This is a genomic window from Mucilaginibacter polytrichastri (assembly GCF_001911425.1).
Lineage (GTDB): Bacteria > Bacteroidota > Bacteroidia > Sphingobacteriales > Sphingobacteriaceae > Mucilaginibacter > Mucilaginibacter polytrichastri.
This window is the reverse complement of the sequence record NZ_MPPL01000001.1, coordinates 4,714,482-4,726,492: the sequence shown is the minus strand read 5'-3', so window position 1 is coordinate 4,726,492 and position 12,011 is coordinate 4,714,482. Positions and strand designations below refer to the sequence as shown.

The window sequence follows — 12,011 nt, the reverse complement described above, 5'->3', positions numbered from 1 at the left end:
CTTAACCTTATAACAATTGAGCTTTCCATACGACGATACGATAGGACTAAAACACGTTTGCTTCAAGTGCATTGGCGATGAATTTCTAAGCGAGGAAATGTCGCGCATTGGAAAAATGAAGAAATGTGCCTATTGTAAAACTTCCCGAAAAGGATATCCGATCAGCCATGTGGCTCACCGTGTTCACGAGGCTTTTGAATTATTTTACAAACGTACTGCAGATGAAATGGACAGGTTTGAGGAAGTCCTGCACAACGATTCCGAATCGACATTTAATTGGGAGCGCCACGGCGATCCGGTGGAGTATGTGATTGCAGAAGCATTAATGTCAGAAAATGACGTTGCCTATGATATTCAACAGTATCTGGAAGATGAGCACGCCGACAGGGAAGCTGCAGAGATGCAGATGGAGAGCGGCTACCAAAGTGGTAGCTACTACCAACGGATTGATTACAATGATGATAGCTGGCAAAAAGAATGGGACGACTTCGTAGCCAGCTTAAAAACAGAAAGCCGGTATTTTAACCAAGCCGGCGCCAGGCATTTGGCCGATGTGTTTTCGGGCCTTGAAGAAATGGTTGCCTTTGATAAGCGGCCGATTGTGACAACAATCGGCCCCGGAACGGCGATACCTACTCTATTTCGCGCCCGTATATTTCAATCTAATGAAAAATTAAGAGAAGCTTTAGTAAGGCCGGAAATGCAGCTCGGTTCACCACCCTCCTTACTGGCTAATGATGGCAGAATGAATGCACGTGGTATTTCTGTTTTCTACGGTGCAGTGGACGAGGAAACTGCGCTGGCGGAAGTCCGGCCCCCGGTCGGTTCACAGGTAGCTGTCGCCAGTTTTACGTTGCTCAGGAATTTAAAAGTGCTTGACCTGACGGCGCTATTGGACGTAGCCCTTAAAGGGAGCATTTTTGATGCAGTTTACCCAAGGGAGTTATCGCGGTTCATTTTTTTAAGTAACCTTGCTGAACGGGTGACGCAACCCGTCATGCCGGATGATGAGTTATTTGAATACCTGCCGACACAAGCAATTGCGGATTTCCTTGCTACAGATCCCCGTTTTAAATTTGATGGCATTATTTTCAAATCGGCGCAGGTCGAGGGTAACCGACCTAATGTTGTGCTGTTTAATAAAGCCTCCAGGGTAGAAGAAATAAAAGTACCTGAAGGGGCTGAAACAGAAGTGGAGTTTTCCGAATACGATGGTGAAAACGAATACATTTCATTTCGAGTAACGGAAGTATTGCCGGAAGATGAGGAACCGGCAGAACCGGAAGAAGATCTTTATGATTTCCTAAATCCTGGATATGATTCACGCCCGTTTACCCTCAAAATTGATTTGGAATCCGTGACGATCCATATTGTAAAGGCCGTAAAAATCAGTACTGAACCACATAAAGTATTTCGTTTTAGTTTTATGCGCGGCCCTTTACTCGACGAATAACCGATTTAATTATTCTAAACCTATCACCTCATGCCATCCATTGCCAAAATTCACGAAAAGATCCTTGACCATTTAGTTAAGCTCCGTAAGGTAGATCCCAATTTGCTTTTCATGCCCCGTAAGATCAACAATGACGGACGGATGGATAAGGGTTACTGGTTTTTAGGTAATGAAGATTACGTTTATGTAAGCCTGTGGAGCGGAGTTGATTGGAAAGAGCGGGTAAACTGCATCGGGTTTGTGGTGCTGCCCGACAGGAGCTGCTACATTGAATTGTCTGGGCAGGGTGCCGAGGAAACTGTTCCATTTTTAGAGAAAGTAGCAAAACTTGAACCAGGTCTTGATCGCCCTGGTACTAAGTATAAATGGTTCAAAATGTTTCCCGGCAAGGACAATGACCAATACCTGGAGCATTTTGATTATTACATCAAGAAATTTAAGCCAAAGGTTGACAAGCTGATCGATAGTGAAAAACCACCGCTAATCCATAAAGTTACACTGGAAGAATTTCAGAAATATGGGATGAAGGTAATTGCCTTGCGCAATAAACAAATCGTCTTTGCCAAAACCAATAAAATTACCCGGCTTTCATGGAACACCAATAATTGGCAATATCCGTCCGGCTGGCTCGGCAAATCCGATGACCTGAATACGCATGAAGGTAAATATGGCTTTGGATATGAAGAATGGTTATTTGACCGGTCACGGCTGATCAATGGCTATCACTACGGATTCATTCGGGGTTTTCAATCCAAGACGGAGAAACATGCAGGGAAAGTTTATAATGTACACCTATATAGCCAAAATGACCTGCGGCAGTATTTTTACATCGGGTGCATCAGGAACTGCGAAGGGATAACGAAGGCGGATTCAACAGCCACTTTTAAAATTTACAAAGACAATGACTGGCTGGATGAAATGGCTACTTCCCTGGAACGGGTTGAAGCAGATGTCGCCGAATTTAACCGGAACAAACCTGATTTGTTTTTTAATGTGCGGTTTAAGCTGAGTGATATTATACAGGATAAAGAACCCGAGGAACTTTCTTACGAAGACGATAACGTAACTACCGACCGGTTTAAACTGCTGGGCTACCGGGGCGAAGTGGTACCTGCAATGAACCCGGTCGAGCCGGATGAAGAAGATGAAGGCAAATTCAAAAATACGGACAAAAGAAAAAGAACATTCAATATGGATCAGGAATACGATCCGTATCATGACCGTATGCAAAATGCCATAGTTGCCCATTTACGTACAGACGAAAAATACGACTACAAACACGTTTATATAGAAAAGAGCCGCGTAGATATCAAGGCCGTTAAGCATGACGGTACCTGGGATTACTTCGAGATCAAAACCGACAGCCCAAAGCGAAGCATCCGCAACGCCATCGGGCAGGTCATGGAATATGCTTATTACCCTGGTGTGGAGCGTGCGAAAAATATTATTGTAGTAGGTGACCGAAGGCCCGATGACGATTCGATTGTTTACCTTGATTATTTAAGGAGCCGCTTCGAGATCCCGATAACCTACCGGTATTTTGATTGGGATAACTTGATCCTTTCCAGTGATTTTTGAGAATAAGTATCATTACGTCCTGCTTCATCAATTAAAATTGCTTATCGATACCGGATGCCAAAATATCATCGATGATGGTTTGAAAATCCGAAAAGCTGAACTCATAGCTGATGAAAAGTGAAAGCATGATGATGAACGAATCTTTTACCTCAGTAAATGAAATATCATCAGTATTCGTTCCATGCGCGATGCTGTTCCTGACTTTTTCAAAATCATCTATCTGCCGCTTGATCTGTGTGTAGATATTATGTTTTTCCAATGCTGCAAACCGGTCTTTAAATACAGCTTTAAGTTTTTCTCTTAGCCGAATTTCTTCATAGGGATTGCCATATTTATCGTTTACAAAATTGTCGTAGGCTGAGAAAAGCGTGAAGGCAGCGAGTTTATAATTCCGCTGCATAAAAAGCAGATACGCTTCGGCTACCAAGGTTTTGTAAAACTGGTTTGGCGCCCTATCCAGGAATGGAACGACTTTAAGCGAAATATCTGCATACAATGTAAGGTCACCACCGAAATCGGTCAGTAAACCCATATAGCCGCCTTCATAAACGATGGCTTTTGTATTGTTTTCAATGTGGCTGATCCGCAGGCAGTATAGGTTTAATTGATCTATTTCCGGCTTCCATCCAAAATCAACCAGTTGATCACGATCACTTGCTGACACTTCCTCCAAAAATTTAACAACCTGGGCATTTTCAAAATCATCGGGCAATGCTATACCCGATTCCTCACTTATATATTTCAATACCTCGTAAGGATACAGGTTAAAGCTCCCGATTTCTGCATCAAGTACATATTGATACCGGCCCTCGAAGGATAAGCTATTTTTAAAATAGTAATCGGCGTAATCCTTCTGATATTTTAGAATATCGTAGTCCGGCTCCAGGTCTACATCGAAAAAGATAGTTTTCCATTCCAATATGCCCAGTTTCGCTAAAAGCTTGTCAACCAGTTTATCGTTATTTTTAAAGTCTGTGTAATTCATATTATTATAGGCTGTGGGGTTCAGGCATTTTTTTCAAAGATATTAATAAGGATTGCCGAAATTTGAGCTTTCAAAATGTCACATGATTTTATTTAGCCAAATAATTACCAATATTATCATCATCGATTTTTTACCTGAACTGAACCTGGCCAGCGAACTGGAGGAATATTGTAAAAGCCAGGCCCCCACAACGCTTATTTCACCGGAAGACGAGCAGGATTTTCTTAATATTTTAAAGATAATAGCCAAAGGCGCACCGGAAGAAGGCGTACTTATCCATTTGCTGGCGCACGGCAATATAGACAGATCATATTTTGGAAAAAACAGCGATTTTAAGTTTCCCTGGAGTATTTTTGGCGAGCCTTTAACCGCGATCAACCAAAAATGCGGGGGAAGGCTTATCATTAATGCCAGCCTCACCTGTTACAGCGAACCTTTAATGTTTCTGAAATATGCCCACCGTGATATCTATCACGCGGCCATCTTTTCGACAACGGAACGCAGCCCCCAGGCGATTATGCAAAATATCAATATCTATAATAAGTGTATTAATTCCGATAGTGTTGTTTCGGCTATTACCCAGGAAAATGACGCCATATCCGATGGGTCGGAACCACCGATCAGGCCGTTCGCATATATTGGCTGTTGAAAAACACACTTATATCCTGGCGATGTTACGACATCGCCATTATTTTGTAATCACCTGGTATTTCACCCTATAATCTATAATTTTTTTGAACTGCAACCGCATCAATGGCAGCGCGGCATCGGCATAATCCCTGATTTGCTCCTGGAAAAGGCCATTATCGGGATTTGCATACTTATCGCCTTCATCCAGTTCATGTGCGATCTTATTTCGCATCGGCCGGAGTTTATCCGCGAGTAACCTCCCCAAGTTCCATCCAATCGTTTCAGGCCATACGGATTTATTGATCTCGTTATCTTCTATTTTTACTTCCGTTTCGGTTTTATATTGCTTGAGATCCAATCCCATTTTTTTGACCTCATCGTGGGTCACCGACTTGAATTGATTGACAAGGGTAAGGCATTTATGGATGCATAATAACCGGTAGGGCCCGCTGGTGGAATTGACCATTTCCCGATGAAAGGAAAATAGCGCTGCGATATGCTCAGTATAACGTTCTACAGGCTCCTGCGTCAGTGAAAAGAGCTTTTCTGGTATGGACTGGATAAATTTCGCGTATTGATAGGTAGTTTCGGTATCCGTACCATTGACGTTTGATAAAACTAAGGGTACGTGATACCGCCAGGACATCAGGCTGAGGTAAGGATCAATCATGTCATGAAAAACCTGCAACGCCTCCTGCCAGCTTTTCGCGGCGATGGTACAGGATACGGACGAGAGTTGTTTAAATTGGTTCAGATGAACGGTGAATTTTCTTGCGCCGGTTACTTCCATATCATACGATTGATATTCCGTTTCACTGGCTTTTAATAGTGTGGTGCCACCTTCCAGTTTACCCGCAACGATCTGTGAGTTCCAAATCGGCGGAATGCTGTATAATGTTCCCATCACCTTGAAGTTTCGCAAATGCGTATAGACTTTCAGTTCACCTTCCGGGTTATCTTGTACCACGGGTACAATTGTGATCGTTTCCATCAATCCTTCTTTCTCGGGCCTCAACGGAAAATCCATTTTTATATCTTCTGCCATCGTAAATGATAATCGGGCGATAATTCGCGGTTAAATAGTAAAATTATCCATTAATATTTAATAAACCTCTTTTGGCTGCCATGGCGGTAAGTTGTCCGTATAGCTTTTAAATACCTCCTCTTGTTTTTTTCAATTTTTACTGCTACATTCGATTAAGGAATCGAGCGCCTCAGTTGTGAGTGACTGAAACGCGAGGCTAATTCAATTTTTTGACAAGCCTGATAAACAGCAAATTTTCGTTAACCCGCTGGCATAGGTTGTCTTTAAACACTCTCGGCACCGGCAAGTCCAGCCTTTAACAGGAAATTGCTATGCAACTTGACATCACAAAACGTTGCGCGGACTCATTGCGCACATTCACTCAAAACAATTACGGTATCCAGCTAAAGTCGTCCCATGCGCATGAATTGGTGGCGGCCTATATGGGGTATTCGTCCCGCGCGGCTTTGCTGGCCGACAACAAATGCCCGATTACTAATTTAAGAGAGGCCAACCTGCTAATTCTCACGCCAACGGCACCCATTAAAGAACGGCGCACAAAACTTGAAGGGCTCCCTGAAAATTTACCTGATGACATCGCGGAGGGCGTTTACCTGCCCCTTTATGATGAGAAATGGATTTTACACAAGATATGGCCGACTTTGGAATACCTGGGGAAAGCATTGGCGGATCAGCATATCCAGTCAAAGCCTTTATTTTACAGGGATCAGGCCGTTCAGCGAGAAGGCGTGAAATTAGAATTTCATAATGGCGAGGTGGCCATAGCCGTTTTTCGCGAATACGTTTCGCCAAGTCTCACGCTATCCTCAATGAGGAATGTTACGCGCGGCGTTGTTGACGTATTCCAGCTTAGGCGGGTGGCGTGCCATATCGGCTATGTGTTGGCGGATCATCATTCGGCTGAGGCCGAAACCTTAGATGCAGCCATCGTGAAAATGAGGGATATTTATCACGGCATCATTAGCAGTGCACCATTTTTTAATGATGTTCCACCACCTGCAGCGCCTGAACCAACCTTCGGAGAATGGTTAGCAAAGCAGAAAAACAGGGATTCACCTCTTGGCGATTTAGCGCAAAAACGTGGCTTTAAGGATCGGACGGATAACTGGCCCAACTATGATGGCGAAGAAGCTTACGACGAATATTTAAAGCTTAGTAACGCACCTATGGGCGCGCGGGCGACGTTGGAAAAGGCCTGGAAAACTTACAAAGCCTTTCTAAAAAGAAAACAATCGCCGAAGCCCAGTAAAGGTAGCCTAAAACCGGTATCGAAAAAGCACGACCCACGAGCCATCGTATTTGTGAAAAACACCAAGCCGCTACATCACAGCAAACGAACCATCGAACAATTTGTCGCCGGCGACAAGGCATGGATTTCCTGGGAGGGAAGAAAAGCTATTCCGGTTACAGTGCTTGAAACAGACGAATTTTCTTATACGTTTAAAATAGAGCGTCCTTTAAAAAGTGCTGGTGATCAACACAACGTTAAGCTGGATGAAGTACGAAGTACGCCAGAGTTAGCATGTATAAATCACATTACATTTTAGTCAAGAGTCAACGCCCGGATGTTGAATGAGTTTTGAAATCGGATCAATGTTAAAGCCACTTACCAAATTGTAAGTGGCTTTTAATTATTAAGTATAGAACATCCCATGACTGAACAATTGATTCAGAGAGGGGGATAATTTATTGGGATTCCGATAAGCGGCATACACATAATATGAAAATCCGTAAGTCAACCAGTCCGATAGTTTAATTAGTACCGCCTTATTCTTGCTATCAATAAATGATAAATGAACATTATCATTTTTATTGGAAGCTTAATGAAACATTGATTCACTTGAGGAAATCAAACATTTATTTAAAACGATTAGTGGTTTCAACAATGTTTTTGCGCCTACAATACTCTCTAATCACTATGTAAATTGGACATTTGCCGCTTCCCTTTTAATTGTTAAAATGAATATTAGGCTTAGGGATGATATCGTATCGCCAATTTTACTTCGAGCATTCCATCTACTAACAATTAAAATGGTATATCAAGGACGCATTTATAATTATAGATCAAGAGGTGATTGGCTATTTATTACCGGTTGCTACAAAATTATCCTATTTTGCATTGTTTGTTACGACATAATGTCGTATAATTGTCGCCATAAACTGAATTGAATATGGATTTTTATGATAACGCAGGATATTTTCGCTATCAAATAGATGAGTTAGGACTTACGCCAGTTGAATTGGCGAGCCGTATGCGTGCCTGGGGTGATCATCGAAATAATGACGCAATTATTCGCAGCATACAACGTATGACTGCAGGAGATACTGCAATTTCTGGTGAGATGCTGGTGGTTGTTAATATGCTGACTTATCTACAGCATTTGGAAGATGAGAGAAACTCGAAAATTGATTGGATCAATCTGTCACCGGGGACTTATAATGCTAAAGCTGGAGACTTTACCATTACGCTCTCTGCTCAGACCAAAGGGCGCTGGCATATCAGTATCGTTCATCGAACGACAGGTTATAGTCATCCGTGGCCATCATGGCAAAATGATCTTGAGGCAGCAAAGCGAAAAGCCATATTTAGCCTTTCGGACGCTAGAAGACATATTTTTGAATGGCAGCGCAGGGAGGCCTCGTTATTAAAGTAATATATAGCTTTTAAGAAATGAAAACGGAGCAAAAGAGAGTTGGTATTTGGATAAGAGTTTCGACGGATTATCAAGTAAAGGATGAAAGTCCTGAACATCATGAACAACGGGCAAGGTATTATGTCAAATCAAAAGATTGGCATGTTGCAGAAGTATACAGACTTGACGCCATATCTGGCAAAACGGTAATGGAGCATCCAGAAACACTGCGAATGCTTAAAGACATCAGAAGGGGACACATATCAGGTTTGGTATTTTCCAAACTGGCACGATTGGCGCGCAACACGAAGGAATTATTAGAGTTTGCTGAAATTTTCAGGCTTGAAGGAGCTGATTTGATCTCGTTGGCTGAACAAATAGATACGAGTACCCCAGCGGGTAGATTATTTTTTACCATAATCTCAGCAATGGCCCAATGGGAACGGGAGGAAATTTCTAGTAGAGTTGCTGCATCTGTACCTATCAGGGCAGAAATGGGGAAACCTCTTGGTGGGCAAGCAAGCTTCGGATACAAATGGGATAATAAACAATTGATAGTAGATGATAAAGAAGCACCGATACGTAAACTTATGTATGAAATTTTTATCGAGTGTCAAAGGAAAAAGACGACTGCCGAGAAATTAAACTCTTTAGGGTATCGAACCCGTAACGGGGCGTACTTTTCCGACACTACTGTGGATCGTCTTCTTCGAGATACAACAGCGAAGGGTGTGCGCCTCGCTAATTATACTAAAAGCACAGGTGATGGAAAACAATGGAAAGTAAAACCTGAAGATGAATGGATTCAGGTTCCATGCCCCGCTATAATTAACCAACAATTATGGCAGGAATGTAATGCTATTCTTGACGAACAAAGGCAGAAGCGAACCAAAATTGGTAGGACTTCTGAATATCTTCTTGCTGGTATAGTCAAATGTCATTGTGGTAAACCAATGTATATTTTTAGCACAGCAAAGAAGTTTACCTGTAAGGTCTGTAAAAACAGCATTGATGAGGCGGTAATGAACGAGATTTACCAACATCACTTAAAACAATATCTCGGTGGAATAACCCCTCAGTTGTTTCTAGAGGAAATTGAAGCTGAAATAAGTAAACAAGAAGATCTACTTTCGTCAGCGGTTAAGAAACGGGCGCAACTTCGCAAGAAAATGGACGACTTGGTGAATCTTAGACTGAACGAAGATTTAAATAAAGATCACTTTGCCAATTTATATAAGCCTTATGAAATACAGGTTACTCAACTTGATGAATCAATACCAGTATTAGAGGCTGAAATAGACTTTAGGCGTATACAGTTGAAGTCAAGTGATTTTGTGCTAAATGAAGCTAAATCTTTATATACAGAGTGGACAGATATGGCATTTTCTCAAAAAAGAGCGATTGCAGAAACAGTAACTGAGCATATTACTATAGGAGAGGATTCAATTAATATTGCACTTGCATACCTTCCTGGGTCTGCGCAAACAAGTCAACGCAACTTCAGGGGTTCATACTGGCCACCAGCATAAAGCTGGATGGATAGTCTACCGTAAACTTGGCGCGCGAAATGGATATGCGGCGCTCTTCCAGCGGCTGGCGCATTACTTCCAGTACGCTGCGTTTAAACTCGGGTAACTCATCTAAAAACAATACACCGTTATGGGCCAGCGAAATTTCGCCCGGCTGCGGATTGGTACCGCCGCCTACCAGGGCAACGTCTGATATGGTATGATGGGGCGAGCGGAATGGCCGTACCGTTACCAATGCATCGGCAACAGAAAGCTTACCGGCTACAGAATGGATCTTGGTGGTTTCTAAAGCTTCGAGCAAACTCAGCGGTGGCAATATAGAAGGCAGCCTCCGCGCCAGCATAGTTTTACCTGCCCCCGGCGGGCCGATCAATATCACATTGTGTCGCCTGCTGCGGCAATTTCTAAGGCGCGTTTAATATTTTCCTGGCCTTTTACTTCGCTAAAATCGCTATCGTAATTACTGAGGCTGTTATAAAATTCGTCGCGGGTGTTTACTATTTCGGGTTCCAGTTTAAGGTCGCCGTTAAAAAAGTCGACTAGTTGTTTGATGCTTTCTACACCGTAAACGGTAAGGTCATTTACAATGGCCGCCTCGCGGGCATTTTGTTTAGGGAGGATGAATCCTTTAAAGCCCTCCTTGCGGGCCTGTATGGCAATGGGCAGTGCACCTTTTATAGGTTGTAGCGTGCCATCCAGCGATAGCTCACCCATAATAATGTACTTATCGAGTTCTTCAACCTCTACCTGGCCCGATGCGGCCATCACTGCCGTGGCAATGGTGAGATCATAAGCCGAACCTTCTTTACGGATATCTGCCGGGGCCATGTTAACCACCACCTGCTGGCGCGGCATGCGGTAATTGCAGTTTTTAAGGGCCGATTCTATCCGGTAATAACTTTCCTTAATGGCATTATCGGGCAAGCCGACTATGAAAAATTTGGTACCGGCAGCAATGTTAACTTCAACGGTAATGGTGGTGGCTTCGATACCGTAAACAGCGCTGCCAAAGGTTTTAACTAACAAGGTGATATAAGATTTAAGGAAGCCAATATACCTGAAAAAAAGTATAAACTTAAAAGCATTTAGTTAGCTTAGCCTGTAATTTTTTAACAAATATCGTACTGCTACTATAACCTCTATACCTAAGCCAATATGAAAAAAATCCTGTATATTATTTGCTTATTAATTTTGCCATTCGGCTTCACTTCAGTTGCGCAGATTAAACTTCGGGGAACAGTAATAGATGCTAAAAACGACAAGCCAATACCTTTTGCCACCATTGGCGTTAAGAACAAAAGTTTTGGCACCGTGGCAGACGAAAGCGGGCACTTTAACTTTCAAATACCAACAGACAGTATTAACCAGAACGACCAGATCCTGGTATCTTCTGTGGGTTACCAGGTAGCTAACCTTGCATATAGCGGGCTAAATAATGAGCCTCAAATAATTAAATTAAGCCAGGTTTCTTTTTTGCTGAATGAAATAACAGTTAAGCCCCTCAAATTTAAAACAAAAACTTTCGGCCGTACCGGCAGCTCGGCTTTTATGAGCACCCGGATGATCTCAGAAAGAAACCATACCAGCGATGAACTTGGAAAAGAAATTGGGACGGTGATGGAAATGGATAAAAACTGTGAGCTGCAGACTTTCAATATGCATGTGGTATTTAATCATTTCAAAAATGTGAAGTTCCGGCTAAATATCTACAGCGTTAAGGACAATCTGCCGGACACCCTGATTATTAAAGACGATATATTGTTTGATGTAGAACAGATGAGGCAGCAATGGGTAAATGTGGACCTGAGCAAATACCAGATCTATTTAAAAGGATTAGACCAGGTGGCCATAACCATTCAATGGCTAAAAAGTGAACCGGGCGACGACCCTGCAAAGAAGTCGTTTAATATCTCGGCGGTACCGTCATCCTCGAAATCAATTTTGTTTCGGGATAAAAGCCAATCGGGTTGGTTGAAAATAGGGGGTTATTTAAGTTTAAATGTAACTGCTGATTGTTTTAAAGAATAGTACGATAATGTGTAAGCCACAGTTCTCGTAAGTTAAGCGTGCTACAGCAAGGTCAGGCCCCCGATATCGCAGTTTAGCGTAGCGTACTTGTGATATGTACTTGTTAAGCTTCCTTACGTAAGGTGAAATG

9 protein-coding genes and 1 pseudogene are annotated in these 12,011 nt (G+C 42.5%); 7 read left to right on the top strand and 3 right to left on the bottom strand.

All coding sequences use genetic code 11. The annotated features are described in order from the left end of the window. The first annotated feature begins 16 nt into the window (after positions 1-16). Both RG47T_RS20265 and RG47T_RS20260 read left to right on the top strand, forming a co-directional pair. Positions 17-1,453, top strand: coding sequence for an RES family NAD+ phosphorylase (locus RG47T_RS20265; protein ID WP_074491248.1), 1,437 nt, complete (start codon positions 17-19; stop codon positions 1,451-1,453). A 30-nt stretch (positions 1,454-1,483) separates the two neighbouring features. Beyond that, positions 1,484-3,031, top strand: coding sequence for a hypothetical protein (locus RG47T_RS20260; protein ID WP_074491247.1), 1,548 nt, complete (start codon positions 1,484-1,486; stop codon positions 3,029-3,031). Positions 3,032-3,062: 31 nt separating this feature from the next. On the opposite strand, the gene RG47T_RS20255 is transcribed toward RG47T_RS20260, so the two are convergent. Beyond that, on the bottom strand, positions 3,063-4,016 hold the full coding sequence (locus RG47T_RS20255) for a HEPN domain-containing protein (protein WP_074491246.1): 954 nt from the start codon (positions 4,014-4,016) through the stop codon (positions 3,063-3,065). A gap of 82 nt (positions 4,017-4,098) precedes the next feature. Between RG47T_RS20255 and RG47T_RS20250 the strand changes: the two genes are divergently transcribed. Beyond that, on the top strand, positions 4,099-4,665 hold the full coding sequence (locus RG47T_RS20250) for a hypothetical protein (protein WP_074491245.1): 567 nt from the start codon (positions 4,099-4,101) through the stop codon (positions 4,663-4,665). A 39-nt stretch (positions 4,666-4,704) separates the two neighbouring features. On the opposite strand, the gene RG47T_RS20245 is transcribed toward RG47T_RS20250, so the two are convergent. Beyond that, positions 4,705-5,691, bottom strand: a complete 987-nt coding sequence (locus RG47T_RS20245; protein ID WP_074491244.1) for a hypothetical protein — start codon at positions 5,689-5,691, stop codon at positions 4,705-4,707. A 311-nt stretch (positions 5,692-6,002) separates the two neighbouring features. Between RG47T_RS20245 and RG47T_RS20240 the strand changes: the two genes are divergently transcribed. From RG47T_RS20240 to RG47T_RS20230, 3 genes are all read left to right on the top strand, one after another. Next, entirely contained in the window at positions 6,003-7,238 is a 1,236-nt protein-coding gene (locus RG47T_RS20240) for a hypothetical protein (protein WP_074491243.1), read from the top strand. A gap of 624 nt (positions 7,239-7,862) precedes the next feature. Beyond that, complete coding sequence (locus RG47T_RS20235; protein ID WP_074491242.1) at positions 7,863-8,345, top strand: hypothetical protein; 483 nt, start codon at positions 7,863-7,865, stop codon at positions 8,343-8,345. A 17-nt stretch (positions 8,346-8,362) separates the two neighbouring features. Beyond that, a complete protein-coding gene (locus RG47T_RS20230; RefSeq protein WP_074491241.1) occupies positions 8,363-9,853 on the top strand; it encodes a recombinase family protein in 1,491 nt (496 codons plus the stop codon). Here RG47T_RS20230 and RG47T_RS20225 read toward each other — a convergent pair. Further along, positions 9,828-10,879: pseudogene (locus RG47T_RS20225) on the bottom strand (YifB family Mg chelatase-like AAA ATPase); the annotation flags it as partial. The gene RG47T_RS20230 and the pseudogene RG47T_RS20225 overlap by 26 nt on opposite strands. 129 nt (positions 10,880-11,008) lie before the next feature. Between RG47T_RS20225 and RG47T_RS20220 the strand changes: the two are divergent. Further along, entirely contained in the window at positions 11,009-11,881 is an 873-nt protein-coding gene (locus RG47T_RS20220; RefSeq protein WP_074491240.1) for a carboxypeptidase-like regulatory domain-containing protein, read from the top strand. Positions 11,882-12,011 lie beyond the last annotated feature (130 nt).

What these genes read in the sequence shown, in the direction of transcription:
- RG47T_RS20260 (WP_074491247.1), top strand. Translation starts at nt 1,484, where the DNA reads ATGCCATCCATTGCCAAAATTCACGAAAAGATCCTTGACCATTTAGTT.
- RG47T_RS20255 (WP_074491246.1), bottom strand. Translation starts at nt 4,016, where the DNA reads ATGAATTACACAGACTTTAAAAATAACGATAAACTGGTTGACAAGCTT.
- RG47T_RS20250 (WP_074491245.1), top strand. Translation starts at nt 4,099, where the DNA reads ATGATTTTATTTAGCCAAATAATTACCAATATTATCATCATCGATTTT.
- RG47T_RS20245 (WP_074491244.1), bottom strand. Translation starts at nt 5,691, where the DNA reads ATGGCAGAAGATATAAAAATGGATTTTCCGTTGAGGCCCGAGAAAGAA.
- RG47T_RS20240 (WP_074491243.1), top strand. Translation starts at nt 6,003, where the DNA reads ATGCAACTTGACATCACAAAACGTTGCGCGGACTCATTGCGCACATTC.
- RG47T_RS20235 (WP_074491242.1), top strand. Translation starts at nt 7,863, where the DNA reads ATGGATTTTTATGATAACGCAGGATATTTTCGCTATCAAATAGATGAG.
- RG47T_RS20230 (WP_074491241.1), top strand. Translation starts at nt 8,363, where the DNA reads ATGAAAACGGAGCAAAAGAGAGTTGGTATTTGGATAAGAGTTTCGACG.
- RG47T_RS20220 (WP_074491240.1), top strand. Translation starts at nt 11,009, where the DNA reads ATGAAAAAAATCCTGTATATTATTTGCTTATTAATTTTGCCATTCGGC.